The 17,517-nt window shown below is 54.6% G+C and carries 14 protein-coding genes; 3 read left to right on the top strand and 11 right to left on the bottom strand.

What is annotated here, in order from left to right; genetic code table 11:
• Positions 1 to 100 precede the first annotated feature (100 nt).
• Genes ABSH60_RS11335 through ABSH60_RS11325 form a run of 3 tightly spaced genes read right to left on the bottom strand, consistent with a single transcriptional unit; the run spans position 101 to position 5,722 of the window.
• Positions 101 to 1,540, bottom strand: coding sequence for a sugar porter family MFS transporter (locus tag ABSH60_RS11335; RefSeq protein WP_390973988.1), 1,440 nt, complete (start codon positions 1,538 to 1,540; stop codon positions 101 to 103).
• A gap of 9 nt (positions 1,541 to 1,549) precedes the next feature.
• Positions 1,550 to 2,449, bottom strand: a complete 900-nt coding sequence (locus tag ABSH60_RS11330) for an aldose 1-epimerase (RefSeq protein WP_390973986.1) — start codon at positions 2,447 to 2,449, stop codon at positions 1,550 to 1,552.
• An 18-nt stretch (positions 2,450 to 2,467) separates the two neighbouring features.
• A complete protein-coding gene (locus ABSH60_RS11325) occupies positions 2,468 to 5,722 on the bottom strand; it encodes a DUF5107 domain-containing protein (RefSeq protein ID WP_390973984.1) in 3,255 nt (1,084 codons plus the stop codon).
• Positions 5,723 to 5,831: 109 nt separating this feature from the next.
• Here ABSH60_RS11325 and ABSH60_RS11320 point away from each other — a divergent pair, with 109 nt between their 5' ends.
• A complete protein-coding gene (locus ABSH60_RS11320; RefSeq protein ID WP_390973982.1) occupies positions 5,832 to 7,019 on the top strand; it encodes an ROK family protein in 1,188 nt (395 codons plus the stop codon).
• Positions 7,020 to 7,118: 99 nt separating this feature from the next.
• Positions 7,119 to 7,628, top strand: a complete 510-nt coding sequence (gene zur / locus ABSH60_RS11315) for a zinc uptake transcriptional repressor Zur (protein ID WP_056776039.1) — start codon at positions 7,119 to 7,121, stop codon at positions 7,626 to 7,628.
• 190 nt (positions 7,629 to 7,818) lie between these two features.
• On the opposite strand, the gene ABSH60_RS11310 is transcribed toward zur, so the two are convergent.
• The 4 genes from ABSH60_RS11310 to ABSH60_RS11295 all read right to left on the bottom strand — a co-directional run bounded on the left by ABSH60_RS11310 (position 7,819) and on the right by ABSH60_RS11295 (position 10,946).
• Positions 7,819 to 8,028 carry a CsbD family protein gene (locus ABSH60_RS11310; protein ID WP_056776037.1) on the bottom strand — a complete coding sequence of 70 codons (210 nt, stop codon included), beginning with the start codon at positions 8,026 to 8,028 and terminating at the stop codon, positions 7,819 to 7,821.
• A 191-nt stretch (positions 8,029 to 8,219) separates the two neighbouring features.
• Positions 8,220 to 9,584, bottom strand: coding sequence for an MATE family efflux transporter DinF (gene dinF / locus ABSH60_RS11305; RefSeq protein WP_390973979.1), 1,365 nt, complete (start codon positions 9,582 to 9,584; stop codon positions 8,220 to 8,222).
• Positions 9,585 to 9,849: 265 nt separating this feature from the next.
• A complete protein-coding gene (gene lexA, locus ABSH60_RS11300; protein WP_056776034.1) occupies positions 9,850 to 10,458 on the bottom strand; it encodes a transcriptional repressor LexA in 609 nt (202 codons plus the stop codon).
• A 119-nt stretch (positions 10,459 to 10,577) separates the two neighbouring features.
• The gene (locus tag ABSH60_RS11295) at positions 10,578 to 10,946 is read right to left on the bottom strand and encodes a diacylglycerol kinase (protein ID WP_056776031.1); all 369 of its coding nucleotides are present in this window, start codon (positions 10,944 to 10,946) and stop codon (positions 10,578 to 10,580) included.
• A gap of 140 nt (positions 10,947 to 11,086) precedes the next feature.
• Between ABSH60_RS11295 and plsB the strand changes: the two genes are divergently transcribed.
• The gene (gene plsB, locus ABSH60_RS11290) at positions 11,087 to 13,567 is read left to right on the top strand and encodes a glycerol-3-phosphate 1-O-acyltransferase PlsB (RefSeq protein ID WP_056776028.1); all 2,481 of its coding nucleotides are present in this window, start codon (positions 11,087 to 11,089) and stop codon (positions 13,565 to 13,567) included.
• A 95-nt stretch (positions 13,568 to 13,662) separates the two neighbouring features.
• On the opposite strand, the gene ubiA is transcribed toward plsB, so the two are convergent.
• From ubiA to pgi, 4 genes are all read right to left on the bottom strand, one after another.
• Positions 13,663 to 14,529, bottom strand: a complete 867-nt coding sequence (gene ubiA / locus ABSH60_RS11285) for a 4-hydroxybenzoate octaprenyltransferase (protein WP_221298181.1) — start codon at positions 14,527 to 14,529, stop codon at positions 13,663 to 13,665.
• Between the two features lie 41 nt (positions 14,530 to 14,570).
• Positions 14,571 to 15,110, bottom strand: coding sequence for a chorismate lyase (gene ubiC / locus ABSH60_RS11280; RefSeq protein WP_056776024.1), 540 nt, complete (start codon positions 15,108 to 15,110; stop codon positions 14,571 to 14,573).
• Positions 15,111 to 15,200: 90 nt separating this feature from the next.
• Complete coding sequence (gene psiE, locus ABSH60_RS11275) at positions 15,201 to 15,608, bottom strand: phosphate-starvation-inducible protein PsiE (protein ID WP_056776022.1); 408 nt, start codon at positions 15,606 to 15,608, stop codon at positions 15,201 to 15,203.
• A gap of 145 nt (positions 15,609 to 15,753) precedes the next feature.
• Positions 15,754 to 17,403 (bottom strand): glucose-6-phosphate isomerase, encoded by a 1,650-nt coding sequence (gene pgi / locus ABSH60_RS11270; RefSeq protein WP_390973975.1) that lies wholly within the window; start codon positions 17,401 to 17,403, stop codon positions 15,754 to 15,756.
• Between the last annotated feature and the right edge of the window lie 114 nt (positions 17,404 to 17,517).

Below are 17,517 nucleotides of genomic sequence, written 5' to 3'. Positions count from 1 at the left end.
ATTCGCTGAAGGAGTTTGCGGCACTCCCTCCGGCGCGGCGGCCAGAGGGAAGGTAATCGCTGATTATACCACAGAACAAAGATTCGGCATCTTGCGGGGTTTAGTGGCTTTCTGAGGCTACCGCTTTTTCGGCTTTCCGCTCGGCATCGGTACGGCTGAGGCGCTGTTCCAGCACTTCGAGCGTCACCCCGCGGGTTTCCGGCACTTTGCACTGAATGAAAATCCAGCCAGCCAGACAGATCACGGCGTAGATGAAGAAACTGCCCGCCGCCCCCAGCGCCGCGTTCATCAACGGGAAGGTGTAGGTCAGCAGGAAACAGGCGATCCACAATGCCAGCGTGCCCACCGCCATCGCGTTACCGCGCACCCGGTTAGGGAAAATTTCAGACAGCAGTACCCAGGTCACCGGCGCCAGCGTCATGGCATAAATGGCGATCGCCACCAGCACCAGCAGCAACACCGGCAGGCCCGTGACACCAAACGAGTAGGACAGCCCGATCAAAATATAAATCACCGTCAGCCCCGCAGAACCCAGCTGCATCAGGCGACGGCGACCAATTCTGTCCACCAGCGGCAATGCCAGCAGGGTAAAGATCAGGTTGATGAGGCCGGTGGCAACGATGGATTTCAGGGTATCGTTGATATCAAATCCGGCAGAGGCAAAAATCTCCTGCGCATAGTTGAATATTACGTTGATCCCGCACCATTGCTGGAAAACCGCCAGCACAATGCCCATCAGCACCACAGGCCTGACGCGTGGTTCCCACAGCGCGGAAAACGGCACTTTCTGGTTTTCCGAGCCCAGCGAACGGCGGATATCCGCCAGCGTCTCGCGGGCGTATTCCACTGAACCGATACGTTGCAGCACTTTTTCTGCCTGAGGATAGCGGTTAGCTTTCGCCAGCCAGCGTGGGGATTCCGGCACCACAAACATCAGGGCCAGGAAGATGGCGGCCGGGATAGCTTCGGCACCAAACATGTAGCGCCAGCCGGTCTGACCGTTCCAGCTTTGTAAAATATCCGCCTGCACGGCGGCTGAGGCGACCGGTTCGGCAATCATCAGATTGATAAGCTGGGCGGCCAGCACACCGAGCACAATCGTCAGCTGATTCACCGCCACAAAGCGTCCGCGTTTTTCTGCCGGACTGATTTCAGCGATGTAAACCGGTGCCAGTGCGGACGCCAGACCAATGCCGACGCCACCGACGATCCGCCAGAAAACAAAGCTGTTAAAGCTGTCAGCCAGCGCCGTACCGACACCCGAGGCGGTGAAAAGCACGGCGGCGATAATCAGAGGCAGGCGGCGTCCGTAGCGGTCGGAAAGCGTGCCAGAACCCGCCGCGCCCAGCACGCAGCCCAGCAGCGCGGAGCTCATCGCCCAGCCGGACATTGCCGCGTCGGTGATGCCAAAATACGCCTCGTAGAAAGGTTTGGCTCCGCCGATCACCACCCAGTCATAGCCAAACAGTAAGCCGCCGCAGGCAGCCACCAGACAAATCATCCACACGTAGGGCATATTTAAAGCTTTTGAATCAGACATAAGCATTCCTCATTCCGGGATGTTAATTGTCGCGCTGTGCAGCGACATGTGCTGTGTCAGAGATTCGCCGGGCGATAACACCCGCAGCGAGCCACCCTGTGGCAGATGATGATCATTTGCCGCATGGGTCATGGGTTCAAAGCAGAAGAAGTCGTGCTGATAGCCGGGGTCGAAACGGCTGTCGGAGATAAACAGGAAAAATACCGGGCATTCCGGAGATGTCGTCAGCCGAAGCTGATGGCCGGATTCAGGCCAGACAATCTCTGCCTTGCCATCCCAGCCGGAAAAACCATTATTCACCCAGCGGCGGGGAAGCGGCTTTGGCGTGCAGAAATCCAGACCGGCGGGCAGTTCATGATGATGCTTGCCCGCCAGCCACTGCGCGTCCTCCTGCCAGTAACCGGACGCGTTAGCCTGTAAAAGTGTGGTTTCGCTGAGCGGGAAAAACGGATGCCATCCCAGCCCGAAAGGCAACGGATCTGCCCCCTGATTCGTGATGCGCAGACGCATATCCAGCCTGCTGTCCTGCAAAGAAAAATGCTGCTCCGCACGGTAGCAGTAACTGTCGCTGTGATGCGTAAAGGCCAGCGTCAGCGCGTCCTCACTCTGGAAAATGCATTGCCAGTTTCCCAGCCAGCCATCGCCATGCAGATAGTGCGCGTCCCCGGTGTTGGGCGGCAGCGTGTAATGACGGCCTTCAAAATCAAAAGCATTGCCTTTCAGGCGGTTACCAAAAGGCAGAAGCGGAAAACACGCCGACTCTGCGGCGGGTGTTTCCTCACTCAACACTGACGGGCGCAGCAGATGGACATTGCCGTCCGTCCGCTTTGCCAGCAGTTGCAAGAGGGTGCCGCCCGAGGGCGACACGGTCATTGCAAGGTGATGATTCTCCAGAGAATACAGCGGCATTTTTCTCTTCTCCTTCACTCAGCAATCCGGCAACTGCGAGAAGAGATGCGCTTTGCCACAGGCAGGATCCAGCGCGAAGATTTGCTGCAACACATCAGCAAAGGCTTCGTCTTCCAGACCGCGCAGCGCCAGCGCTTTCACCAGAAGACAGTGAATGCGATGTTCTTTCTGGCGATCGCTGGTCAGCACCACTAAATCCGGTAAGGACACCGCGAAGAAATCGGCGTGGACAGGCTGATCCGCCGCGCTTTCCGCCCATTCCAGCATTTGCCGGAAGACCTGACGGCTTTGCACCACATCGTTAAGTTTGCGCAGCGCCATGCCCTGATAGAACACATAATCCACCGGCTGATCGTTGTAATAACGCCGCTCGCCAATCCCTTTATCGCCCGCGGCGGCACGCTCAAACCATGCCTGCGCCTGTTTATGCTGCTGAAGCTTTTGCGCGCAAATGCCCAGCCAGAAGCAGATATCGTTATCCGTTTGCCCGACCAGCCGCCCTTCGCTGAGGTTTTGCGGGTATTCCAGCGCGGACAGTAAAAGCGCCTGTGCGGCAACCACATCTACGCTGTTGAGATAATCAAACGCCAGCAACTGTTTGTTCAGCAGATACTGGCCGGTGATGCGCCCTTCACCGCCTTCCCACGGATGAAATTTCCGGTCGGCCAGCAGCGCCCTTGCCGCCTGTAGCTGACCGCACTGGTGATATAAACTGAGCAGTTCAGCGGTCAGGTCGTCGCGCTGCGTGGCGACGGGCAGCACTTTCTCGAGCCGCGCCAGACGGATTTGCGGCGCTACGCCGGTCAGACGATTAAGCAGATCAGATTCAAATAACAGCCGCGCATCCTGCGGCTGTAGCCGGCACGCCTCTTCCAGACAGCGGCGTGCTTGGGCGGCGTCCTGCTTCTGATTCCACGCATCAATCCCCAGCCCGCGCCAGGCATCCGCAAAGTCAGGTTCCAGTTCCAGACAACGCTGCCAGCAGGCCACTGCCGTTTGTGTATTGCCTTTGCTGTAATGGAAAGAGGCCAGCAAGTGCAGGGCAAAAGCGTCATCAGGGAAAGCCGCAAGCATACGCACTTCCGTCAGCCATTGCGGGAAACGGACATGCTGCGGAAAAGCCTTTCGCGCCGCCAGACACAATGCCTCGCGCCCTTCTTTTTGCAGGGAAGCCTGCAAGTAGAGCGGCAGTGTTTCCTGACTGTTGAGGACGTTCAGCGCGTCGAGCGCCATCGCGTCCAGCCCGCAAGCGGTCAGCTGATCAGCAATATTCATAGCATTTTCGCCACGCAGCCCGGTGACATCCCGCAACTGCGCGGCTGATTGCGCATCCGGAGTTAGGTGATAACGCAGGAAGTGCAGCAGGTAATGCAGCGGATAGCGTTGTAAATGTTCTTCGATATAGGTCCGGGCATCCTGATTCATCATGCACAGCAAGGTGGCTTTCAGGCCTATCAGACCGTAATGGTTGGCCTGCGTCGCCAGCCCCTGCTCGCAAAAATTCAGTGCCTGCGGGTACTGCCCGCGGCGGGTGGCAATCCGCGCCAGCCCGAAGAAGCCCCCGGATTTGGCGTTCCCGCTCCAGACTGCTCGGTAATAACTGTCAAAAGCCGCGTCAACATCACCGGTTTGCTCAAGGGCATTCGCACGGACGAGGCTCGCCAGACCGCATTGCGGATTCTTATTCAGCCGGTGCGCCCGGCTCAGCGCCGCATCAGCTAACGTCAGCGCCTGACTGAAATTCGCCTGATTGTAGCTGAGCGTAGCCAGCGCCAGATTGCAGCGGTAATCCAGTGGATCCAGTTCCACCCCGCGCCGGTAATAATTCACCGCTCCCTGGCTGGCGTGGTTGTATTGCTCAAGATGCTGGCCGATAAACCAGGCTTCGTCGGCAGAAGTGATGTCCTGCGCGGGCAATGGCGCGCTGGCAGGCGACGGTAACGGCGTCTCGCTGGCCTGATGCTCCAGATAGGACAACAGTTCATGCCCTTGCTCATCGTGCAAACGCAGCCGCAGGCGCGACGGAAATGCCCCGCTCAGTTCGCCCTGAAGCACGTCGCCCGGCTGCAAAGTGATGTCCTTTTCCAGCAGAATTTGCGTGCCATCCTCAGAAGCAATCTCAATTCGCACGGCAGTTAACGGGCTGACGGCGTAAATGCCCCACGCCAGTGTTTGCCCGTGACGTTCAAGTTTGATCACCGCCTGCTCAGAGGCATTCTGCACCGTGCCAAGGTCGCTGTAAGGCAGGAAGTTCTGAACGAAACACTTCTCCTCGTAAGCATCCAGCCAGGTGAAATCCGGCTGATTATCGGTGAATACGCCGGTCATCAGCTCGATGTAAGGCCCGTTGTTATCCGTCAGGTTGCGATCCCACGCGCGGCCGAAATCGCAGTTGCCCCAGGTCCACTGCTTTTTGCCCGGCGATACGTGATGGTCGGCGATATGCAGCAATCCGCCCTGCTGATCGTGGTCATACGCGCCGACGAAGTCATAGTCAGACTTATCGGCCATGTAGGACGTCGGGACAGGAATGTTTTTGTAGCGCGAGATATCCACGCCCGCCGAATAATCCACTTTGTAGTAGGTGCCGGTGGCGATCGGGAAGGAAGACACATCGCGTTTACCGTGGTCGAAAACGGCGGTGACATCGGGCGGAAATACGCTCTGATGACCGTCTCCGCCGGTGACTGCGGGATTGGCCCACCACAGGAAATGGCGTGGCGTCGGGTTGCCGTTGTAAATTTTGGCACTGATTTCCAGCAGCGCTTTATCGGGAAAGAGGGTAAAACCGGTCATCACCTGCAGGCCGCGCATCGGTTCCACTTCGCCCATCCAAACGGTTTGAGCGCCGTTATCGTGCGCCTGTACGGTGAAATCCACCGGCATAAAAGTGGTCGGACGGTGATGCTGCGGCCAGTTAAATTCGATACCGCCTGAAATCCACGGCCCGAGTAAGCCGACCAGTGCGGGTTTCACGACGTCGTTGTAGTAGACAAAATCACGCTGTTTGATTTTGTCCCAGGCGCGGTGAACGCGGCCACCCAGCTCCGGTAACAGCATGATTTTTAGATAATCATTTTCCAGATACAGCGCCTGATAGGTTTTCATGACCTTTTCACCGGTCAGCGTATCCGTCACGCCGTACGGATAGACCGCACCGGAAGAGCCCTGATAAACCCGGTGCGCCAGAAACATCGGGTGCGTGTCCTGCTTTCCTGTCAGCCAGGTCGGGAGTTCGACCGCTTCCTGCCAGACTTTTACTGCTGTGCTCATGATTTCCCCTCAGTACGCCAGTCTGAAATATCAATTCCGGGATTCTACGCAGCGTACCGGGGCGGGGAATTTGCTACGGTCACGCAATTCAGTAAACGGGGTTGAGTAAATGTCCGAGGTCGGGTTGAATAATCTGCGGCTGCGCCAGTTCAATAAACAGGTGCTGATGACGCTGCTGTACCGTGAGAAAAATGCCAGTAAATCCACGCTGGCCAGGCTTTCCCGTCTGTCGATCCCGGCGGTCAGCAAGATCCTCGACGATCTGCAACGTGACGAATTGATCATCCACAGTCCGGTGAATTTACACACGCGCGGGTTGGGTGGCGGCAGTTATCAGATAGCCACCGACGGCAGCGCCGTGCTGTGCCTGAATATCACGCCTTACCGCATCGAAAGTATTCTGGTCAGCAGGCTGGTTTTGCCGCTGAGTGGATATCAGATGATGGAAATTTCAGTCAAAACGCCGGATGCGCTGCTGGCACAAATCGAAGCCTGCTTTCATCATTACCGGAAAAACTATCCCGGCCTGAAAATCCGGCTGGCGCTGGCTATCCACGGTCAGGTCAATCCGACCACCGGCGTGTCACAGCGGATGCCGCAGGCGCCCTGGACCGGTGAAATTGAGATTAAATATCTGCTGGAAGAAAAGCTGCAAACCGACATCCTGATGGATAACGATTGCATCATGCTGGCGCTGGCGGAGAAATGGCAACATACTAATAATCATCAGGATTTTTGCGTGATCAATGTCGATTACGGCATTGGTTCCTCTTTCGTAATCAACGACAAGATCTATCGCGGCAATCTGTTTGGCAGCGGACAGATTGGGCACACCATCGTTGATCCTCACGGCGACCGTTGCGCCTGCGGGCGGTATGGTTGCCTCGAAACACTGGCGTCATTGTCGGCATTAAAGAAAAAAGCACGTCTGCTCGAGCCAGCGGACTCTTTCACCCGCACGCCCTCAACGCAGGAACTGATCGACCGCTATCATCAGGGCGAAAGCGCCATTTGCGAACAGGTGATGGAAGGCGCCCGCGCACTGGGATTGAGCCTGTATAACTTCCTCAACATTCTGAATATCAATCACATTTATCTTTATGGTCGCAGTTGCGGTTTTGGCGATGCCTGGCTGAAAACCGTCTGCGCACAAAGCGGCCTCAATCCTTTTGACCGTACCGATCATGTCAAAACTCAGGCGACGCATATTGCACCGGGCACGCTGAGCCGGGAGCAGCAAATTATGGGCATTGGCTATCTGTATGTGGAAAAGGCACTGGACGCGATGGCGGGCTGAACGGCGCATAATTCGTCGATTTGGCCGAAGCATGATAAAATCAATGATGGCCGCATGATGTGGCTTATCGACCCCCATCTGCGCTCAGAGAACGTTGCTATGACCCTGAATAATCCGGAAAAATTACTTTCACAAGCTGAAGAACTTTGCCAGCAGCGCAATGTTCGCCTTACCCCGCAGCGGCTGGAAGTACTGCGTCTGATGGCGCAACAACCCGGTGCGATCAGCGCCTATGATTTACTGGATCTGTTGCGTGTCAGCGAGCCACAGGCTAAACCGCCCACCGTTTACCGGGCGCTGGATTTCCTGCTGGAACAGGGCTTTATTCATCGGGTCGAGTCAGCCAACAGTTATGTGCTGTGCCACCATTTCGAAGAGCCGAGCCACACCTCTGCGCTGTTTATCTGCGACCGCTGCGGGCTGGTAACAGAAAAAACCACTGACGGCATCGAAGAACGCTTAGCGAAACTGGCACTGGATTCGGGTTTTGAACTTCGTCATTCCGTGGTCGAAGCGCATGGCTTGTGCGGCGACTGCAAAGTCGTTGAAACCTGCGAAAGCCACGATCACTGCGATCACGATCATTCAATTGTGGTGAAGAAACGCTGACGGGTCGGGTTTAAAGCGGAGTTTATAGCGGAAGGTCATTAGCGGGTGAAATGTTCGGGTAATGGACGTTTTGCACAAGTTTATACAGTGAAGCAGTTGGGTACATCCGTGTACCCGTATCCTGAAGCGTTCCGGGTAGGAGCAGCTAAATCTCAGGATACGTCACTGACACGCGAGGGGGAGTCGCGCTTTACCAGTGATATTTGTTGCTTGATTCCCAATCTTTGAGCTCTTTTTCGGCCTGATCTTTCTGATAGCCGTAACGCTCCTGAATCTTCCCTACCAGCTGATCGCGTTTACCTTCAACGACAGTCAGGTCATCATCGGTCAGCTTGCCCCATTTTTCTTTTACTTTGCCTTTAAACTGCTTCCAGTTACCGTCGGCTTGGTCCTTATTCATAAAATATCTCCTGTTACCTTAGGGTTGTGGAGCTGCGGATTACCGCTGCAGCTCGGGCTTAACACTTTAAAGGTTAGTAGAGAATTTCGATTTATCCTGCCATCGGAGGGATAAAAACCATTATTAGGATTATTCCAAAGCACGATATAACGGCAACCCGCGATTACCCACCGTTTGAAAAGCCCGCTAATTCAGTGAACTGACGATGAAAACCAGCTGTCGCGCTGCCAGTAGCGGTGCCATATCCAGCCCAGAGAAATACCACGTAATCCGAGGAACACCGTCAGCGCCAGCCAAAGCGCGTGGTTACCCAATATCGGCAAGGTGAACAGCGTCAGCCCGTACCCCAGCGCAGCAACCGCCATACTGTTACGCATATCCCTTCCGCGCGTGGCGCCGATAAACATCCCGTCGAGCAGATAACACCACACCGCCACCAGCGGCAGAACAATCTGCCAGCCAAGATAACGATCGGCCAGCTGGCGCAGCTCCGGTAACGACGTCAGCGCATTGATAATCTGTTCACCGGTCAGCGCGTATATCAGTGCAAATGCCAGAGCGACCAGCCCGGCCTGACGGCATGCGGCACGCCAGACATTGAGCAATTTTTCGCGATTGCGGGCGCCAAACGCCTCACCTGAATGGGCTTCAATGGCGTAAGCAAAACCGTCGAGCGCAAAAGCGGTGAAGGTCAGAAGATTCATCAACACGGCATTGACCGCCACAATATGGCTGCCCAGACGCGCACCCAGAATGGTCAGTGAGGCAAAGCACAGTTGAAGAAGCAGTGAGCGCAGCATAATGTCGCGGTTAAGACTTAACAGCCGCCGCAGATCACCGCGCCAGGCAGAGGTTAACAGCGCAGGACTGATGCCCCGGCGCTGCATCACGCGCCAGACCAAAAACAATCCGATAAACAGCGTGAAATATTCTGAGCAGGCCGTGGCCGTGGCGGCACCACGGACATTCCAGCCAAGCCCTATCACCAGCCAAAGATCCAACACGATGTTCAGCAGATTACCGGCAATCAGCAGCATTACCGGCCCGCGCACGTACTGGATACCAAGCAGCCAACCCAAAATCACCAGATTTGCCAGAGACGCGGGGGCGCTGTACCAGCGGATCTCCAGAAAAAGCCGCGCCTGTTCAAGCACAGACTGGCTCCCGCCGACGATGTGAAAAGCACCTTCCATAAGGGGATGGCGGAAAAGCAAGATCACCACACCGGCGAGCACGGCCAGCAGAAAGGGTTGTACGAACGCGCGGGCCAGCAACAGGTTGTCTTGCGCACCGAGCGCCTGAGCGGTCATGCCGGTGGTACTCATGCGCAGAAAGAGCAGCATCATAAACAGGAAGGTGGTGACCATCGAACCGACTGCAACGCCGCCAAGATAATCAGGGCTGTCGAGATGACCGATCACTGCCGTATCCACTAACCCCAGCAACGGCACGGTGATATTGGAAAAAATCATCGGTAGCGCGAGCATCCAGAGGGCTTTATCGGTCGGGCTTAAAAAGGTGTGTTTTAGCTTTTGCAGAAGGGAATGTTGTTGCATAGAGAATCTCATGCCGGAGGTTCGGGATATGCCTGTAAATGACATCGCCCCGAGAGGGGCGACGAGATGAAACGTTAAAGCTTAGCGGTATGTCAGAGGCGGCTCACGACCCGCAAATCAAAAACATGACCCTTTGGATCAACAGTTTGACCCAGTCATTCGAGTTTCATCAAGGCGGCAACTGAGCGAACGTCGGAAGCATACACAAGTATGTGACCGGGGTTCGCGAAGGCAGCCAACGCAGAGATAGCCCGAAGTACGAAGGTTAAATCCAGTCGCCGTTGCGAATGACGCCTACGGCCAACCCTTCAATACTGAAATTCTGCTCACGTAAATCTACTACGATAGGCTGGAACTCGCTGTTTTCCGGCAATAACTGCACCACGCTGCCCTGTTTTTTCAGGCGTTTCACGGTGACTTCATCATCAATACGGGCTACGACAACCTGACCATTACGCACGTCCTGCGTTTTATGAACAGCCAGTAAATCGCCGTCGAGGATACCGATATCACGCATCGACATACCGCTGACACGCAGCAGGAAATCGGCGCTCGGCTTAAACATCGCCGGATCAACCTGATAATGCCCTTCGATATGTTGCTGAGCGAGCAGAGGTTCACCGGCGGCAACGCGGCCGATCAGCGGTAAACCTTCTTCTTCTTCCATCAGCAGACGAATACCGCGTGACGCGCCGGAAACAATCTCGATCACGCCTTTACGTGCCAGCGCTTTCAGATGTTCTTCCGCAGCATTCGGGGAACGGAACCCAAGACGAGCGGCAATCTCCGCGCGGGTTGGTGGCATACCCGTGGTGGAGATATGATCGCGAATCAGGTCATAGACCTCTTGTTGTCTGGTCGTTAAAGCTTTCATTCCGCCCCCTGGTTGTTTATACAGTCTAGCTGTGAGTATATACAGCTAAACGGGCAATGAAAACCTAAGATTGAATAAAAACAGTGCATAAGCACGATTACTGGAAGACAGATTCCAAATCAGAACCATCGCGGCCAAAAGATGCTGACCCAGACAAAAATCGCCAATATGATGGTCAGTAGCACGGCAGCCGAGCCAATATCTTTTGCACGGCCAGAAAGAACGTGGAACTCAGGTCCGATGCGGTCAATCGCACATTCCACGGCGCTGTTGAGCAGTTCGACCACGCAAACCAGCACCACTGAGCCGATCAGTAAGATGCGTTCAATACTGCTGACATCGAACCAGAAAGAGAGAAAAATTAACGGGATAGCAGCGCTGGCTTCCTGACGAAAGGCAGCTTCATTCTGCCACGCCGCTTTCAGCCCTTTCCATGAGTAACCGGCTGCTTTATAAATTCGGGTAAATCCAGTGACTTGGTTCGCCATTCTGTTACTGATCCTTGAGGGGTTGTCCTTCGGGTGTTTGATGCATTTTAGCGGTTTAATGGTATCTCATCACCACAGATCTCATTTGAGCTTTCTGGTATCCTTGCGGCGAAATGGCTAACAAGAGGCTTCACGTTTTTATGTCAGGTTGGCGTAGACTTTATTACACATTATTGAATTTACCGCTTTCGATGCTGGTAAAGAGCAAAGTCATACCTACAGATCCGGTTACCGAGTTGCACTTAGACCCGACGCGCCCGATCCTGTACGTATTACCTTATAACTCCAAAGCAGATTTGCTGACCCTGCGTGCGCAGTGTCTCGCCCAGAATTTGCCCGATCCCCTGATCCCGCTGGATATCGACGGAACGCTGCTGCCAAGCCACGTGTTTATCGCGGAAGGCCCGCGCGTGTTCTCGTATTACACGCCGAAGCAGGAATCCGTAAAGCTGTTCCATGACTATCTGGACCTGCACCGCAATAACCCGGAATTAGACATTCAGATGTTGCCGGTGTCGGTGATGTTCGGCCGGGCACCAGGCCGTGAAGGTCAGGACACGCCGCATCTGCGCGTGCTGAACGGGATCCAGAAATTCTTCGCCGTATTGTGGCTGGGCCGCGACAGCTTTGTCCGTTTCTCCAATACCGTTTCGTTGCGCTACATGGCGACCGAGCACGGGACGGATAAAACCATCGCCCAGAAACTGGCCCGCGTAGCGCGTATGCACTTCTCCCGTCTGCGTCTGGCGGCCGTCGGTCCTCGTCTTCCTGCCCGTCAGGATTTGTTCAATAAGCTGCTGGCCTCTAAAGCCATCGAAAAAGCGATTGAAGACGAAGCGCGCAGCAAGAAAATTTCTCACGAAAAAGCCCAGCAAAACGCTATCGCACTGATGGAAGAAATTGCCGCAAACTTCTCTTATGAAGCCGTGCGCCTTTCTGACCGCGTGCTGAGCTGGACGTGGAACCGCCTGTATAAGGGCATCAACGTCAACAATGCCGAGCGCGTCCGCCAGTTAGCGCAAGACGGACAGGAAATCGTGTATGTGCCCTGCCACCGCAGCCACATGGATTACCTGCTGTTGTCTTACGTGCTTTATCACCAGGGGCTGGTGCCGCCGCACATTGCTGCCGGTATCAACCTGAATTTCTGGCCAGCCGGCCCGATTTTCCGCCGTCTGGGCGCGTTCTTCATTCGCCGTACCTTTAAAGGCAACAAACTGTATTCGACCGTTTTCCGTGAATATCTGGGCGAACTGTTTAGCCGGGGTTACTCGGTGGAATACTTTGTCGAAGGGGGCCGTTCACGCACCGGACGCCTGCTGGAGCCAAAAACAGGTACGCTGGCAATGACCATTCAGGCCATGCTGCGCGGCGGTTCACGTCCGATTACGTTAGTGCCGATTTACATCGGTTACGAGCACGTGATGGAAGTGGGCACTTACGCCAAAGAGTTGCGCGGCGCGACGAAAGAAAAAGAGAGCCTGACCCAGATGCTCAATGGCCTGCGTAAATTGCGCAACCTCGGCCAGGGTTATGTGAACTTCGGCGAGCCGCTGCATCTGACCACTTATCTCAACCAGAACGTACCAACCTGGCGTGAAGCGATAGACCCTATTGAAGCGCAACGTCCGAGCTGGCTGACGCCAACGGTGCAGGATCTGGCGGAGCAGATTATGGTGCGCATCAACAATTCAGCGGCGGCTAACGCCATGAACCTGTGTTGTACCGCGCTGCTGGCATCGCGTCAGCGCTCACTGACCCGCGAACAACTGACCGAACAGATCGACTGTTATCTGCAATTGCTGCGCAATGTGCCGTATAACGCGGATTCGACCGTGCCTGATCTGACCGCTAATCAGTTGCTCGATCACGCGCTGAACATGAATAAGTTCCAGGTCGAAAAAGATAACATTGGCGACATCATCGTTCTGCCGCGTGAACAGGCCGTGCTGATGACGTATTACCGCAACAACATCCATCATATGCTGGTGTTGCCGTCGCTGATTTCGAGCATTGTGATGCACCATCGTCAGGTTAGCCGCGCGGAATTACTGCGTCAGGTTGAGCTGATTTATCCGATGCTGAAAGCTGAACTGTTTATGCATTTCGACAAAGCCGAACTGCCGCAGGTGCTGGATGTACTGACGCTTGAGCTGGCACGTCAGCAGATTATTCATCTGGAAGATGATGAGTTATCGCTGAACCCGGCGCGTATCCGCACCCTGCAACTGCTGGCTGCGGGTGTCCGTGAAACGCTGCAACGTTATGCGATCACCTTCTCGCTGCTCACCACGAATCCAAGCATCAACCGTGGTGCGCTGGAAAAAGAGAGCCGAATTATGGCTCAGCGCCTGTCGGTGCTGCACGGCATCAATGCCCCTGAGTTCTTCGATAAAGCCGTCTTCTCGACGCTGGTCGGCACTCTGCGCGCAGAAGGCTATATCAGCGACAGCGGGGATGCGATTCAGGAACAAACGCGTGAGATTTACATCATGCTGAGTGACCTGATGACGCCGGATATCAAACTCACGATCGAGAGCGCCGGTATGCCTTCAGAGCTGCCACAGCCAACGGAACCTCCGGCTGAGCCTAAGATGGATGTGCGCGACACTGACCACTGATCGCCCGTAGTAACGCGATGAATGGCAGAAAACAAAACGCCCGGACTCTGTAAAAGTCCGGGCGTTTTTTTATGCGCGCTCTGCTGGCTGAAAACTTAGAAAGTGAACGCCTGCAGGCTCATCAGAATACCGAGGAACAGCACCAGGCCCACGTAGTTATTCTGGCGGAAGGCCAGAAAACAGGCGTCACGCTCACGTTTGGCAATCAACTTTTGCTGATGGACAAACAGCGCAGCGGCCAGCAGCAGCGACCAGTAGAATGGCGCGCCAAGCTGTGAAAGATGCCCGACAACGGCCATCAGAACCAGCGTCGCCAGTTGCAGCAATCCGATAATCAGCGTGTCAAAACGACCAAACAGAATTGCCGTGGATTTCACACCGATCTTCACATCATCATCGCGATCAACCATCGCATATTGCGTGTCGTAGGCCACCGTCCAGCAGATATTCGCCAGGAATAATAACCAGCAGCTCAGCGGCAGCGTCTCACTGACGGCGGCGTACCCCATCGGGATCGCCCAGCCAAACGCCGCACCCAATACAAACTGCGGTAAATGGCTGACACGCTTCATGAACGGATACACCCACGCCAGCGCCAGCCCGGCCAGAGATAACAATATCGTCATGCGGTTGAGCAGCAGAACCAGCAGGAAAGAGACCAGCACCAGCCCGACAAACAACATTTTGGCCTGCGTACTGCTGATCGTCCCGCTCGGCAGCGGGCGGTTGGCAGTGCGTTTGACGTGGCCGTCGATTTTGCGATCGGCGTAATCATTCACCACACAGCCGGCGGCGCGCATGAAGAAGACCCCAAGCACAAACACCACGAGAATTTTAACCGAAGGCATGCCGCCACCGGCCAGCCACAGCGCCCACAACGTCGGCCACAGCAGCAACAGCGAACCGATGGGCTTATCAATACGCATCAGACGGCAATAATCACGCCAGGTACCCTGCGGCATACTTGCGGACACTCTCTGTTCTCCTTGTTGATTAGTTTGGGTCATGTCCCGCTCACTTTGCCCTCTGGGCGGTGAACCGGCGAATCTGGCAGGAAGATTTCCGTCAGCAGCAGCGGTTTATCAGAAAGGCGCAGACGCGAGCGGCGCGCCCACAGATCGCCCCGCTCACTCTGTAACTGCCCGAGATGAATGTAATCGCGGGTCAGATTATTGCCGCTAAACAGGTAGCGGCCAAGCGGCACGGTGCCGAGATCAACCAGCGCCAAATCCGGCCCGGTCAGTGTCTCTTCGGGGATCACGGTGCGTCCGAGCAACCACGGCTCGGCATCACCGAACAGCACAATTTCCCGAACCCAGTAACGGGCGCTTTCCGGGAGTTGCTGCGCTTCACTTTCGCCAAGCTCTGCGCGGGTCACAAAACACTCATTTTGAGGTTTAACGGTGACAGTAACACCCTGTTTTTCAAAGCGACGGGTCATGGATCCCATTTCCATCAGCCAGTCAGCAACATCCGCAGGGACATCTGTCGGGTCGTTAAACCAGTGAATCGGGGGTTGTGCAGGGGAATGGGAATCAGACATCAACGGCTCCGTAATGGAGGTATTCATACCTCCAATGAATTATCTGCCTCGTATTCTAACGCATGAATGCGAGGCAGTAATCGCATCATTTTACTCGCGGCGCAGACGCTCACTGTTGGCCAGGAACAGCGTCACAACCAGAACCAAAATCGCGCAGGCGTAAACCAGCGTGTCATAAGGACTTTTGTGGTCAACAATAATCAGGCGAATAATTGCCGTGATGCCGATATAAATAAAATAGCGCAACGGGAAGTGATAGCCCGATGAAAAATACTTGATAATCAGCGCGATAAACTCGAAATAGAGGAAGTAAATGACAATCCCCTCTATCAGAAGATATGACGATGACTGATCGTTATTCACGAACAGTACCATTGCCAGATGATAGGTTTCGCGCCCGATAAAAATCATCAGGATCGCCGCCAGCCCTAATAAGAAAACGTTCAAAATTCGCTGCATGATGACCGATATCATCGTTGCACGTTTTGATCCTGCCATGTGATCTACATCCCACTTTTGTTATTAATACCCGCAGAATACCACAGAGTCCGCACAGTAAAAGCGGCATTAAAAAAGGGTCAGCCTGTTACGGCTAACCCTTTTATTTTGGCGGACTTTAGCGATTTACGACTTTGCTAAAGACTTATGCACGCCAGTTTTTGAAGCGGTTGATCAGACCATTCGTTGAACTGTCATGGCCTGTCACGTCTTTGTCGCCTTCCAGCTCTGGCAGAATACGGTTTGCCAGCTGTTTGCCCAGTTCTACGCCCCATTGGTCGAAGGTGTAGATGTTCAGGATAGCGCCCTGAGTAAAGATTTTGTGCTCGTACATCGCGATCAACGCACCCAGGCTGTATGGCGTGATTTCACGCAGCAGGATGGAGTTGGTCGGACGGTTACCTTCGAACACTTTAAACGGCGCGACGTGTTTAACGTCTTCCGGTTTTCTACCCTGGTCGGCGAATTCTTTCTCAACCACATCCAGAGATTTACCGAATGCCAGCGCTTCTGTCTGAGCAAAGAAGTTAGACAGCAGTTTCGCGTGATGATCGCTCAGCGCGTTATGGCTGACAGCCGGCGCGATGAAGTCACAAGGAATGATTTTGGTACCCTGGTGGATCAGCTGATAGAACGCGTGCTGACCATTGGTACCCGGCTCACCCCAGATGATAGGGCCTGTCTGGTAATCTACCGGGTTGCCGTTACGGTCAACGAATTTACCGTTGGATTCCATGTTGCCTTGTTGGAAGTACGCCGCAAAACGGTGCATGTACTGGTCGTATGGCAGGATGGCTTCGGTTTCAGTGCCGTAGAAATCGTTGTACCAGATACCGATCAGCGCCAGCAGAACCGGCAGGTTTTTCTCTGCAGGGGTATTGGCGAAGTGGTTATCCATCGCGTGAGCACCGCTCAGCAGTTGTTCGAAGTTTTCGAAACCTACGGACAACGCGATAGACAGGCCGATTGCAGACCACAGAGAGTAACGGCCGCCGACCCAGTCCCAGAATTCGAACATGTTGTCGGTGTCGATACCAAACTCACCCACAGCTTTGCCGTTGGTAGACAGCGCCGCGAAGTGTTTCGCCACGTGTTTATCATCGCCCGCCGTTTTCAGGAACCAATCACGCGCGCTGTGGGCGTTGGTCATGGTTTCTTGCGTGGTGAAGGTTTTTGACGCCACCAGGAACAGCGTGGTTTCCGGCGACAGGTCTTTCAGCGTTTCGGCGATGTGCGTGCCGTCAACGTTGGAGACGAAATGCATATTCAGATGGTTTTTGTAAGGGCGCAGCGCTTCGGTCACCATGAACGGGCCGAGGTCAGAACCACCGATACCGATGTTCACGATGTCAGTGATCGCTTTACCGGTATAGCCTTTCCAGTCGCCACCGATTACGCGCTCGGTGAAGCCTTTGATCTTCGCCAGCACGGCGTTCACTTCCGGCATGACATCTTTGCCATCGACCACAATCGGCGTGTTGCTGCGGTTACGCAGGGCAACGTGCAGAACAGCGCGGTCTTCGGTGCGGTTGATCTTCTCGCCAGAGAACATCGATTTGATTGCACCCTGAAGATCAGTCTCTTTGGCCAGGGCTTGCAGCTTATCCAGAGTTTCTGAAGTGATGCGGTTTTTAGAGAAATCGACCAACATCTGGTCTTCAAAAGTGGCAGAGAACTTCGAGAAACGATCACCATCTTCAGCAAACAGATGGCTAATCTGCACATCTTTCATCGTGTCGAAATGCTGCTGCAGGGCTTGCCAGGCAGCGGTCTGAGTTGGATTGATATTTTTCATAGCAATGCTCTTAGGCTGAGAATAAATATGAGGTAACTGTCCCGATTGTATCCTGAACTTCCCGAGATGAGATGCCTTTTCTTGCGATAGGCCAGATCTGTGGATTCACAATGA

The organism is Rahnella sp. R3(2024) (genome assembly GCF_042920125.1).
GTDB classification, from domain to species: Bacteria; Pseudomonadota; Gammaproteobacteria; order Enterobacterales; family Enterobacteriaceae; genus Rahnella; species Rahnella rivi.
This window is presented reverse-complemented; position numbering and strand designations above follow the sequence as displayed.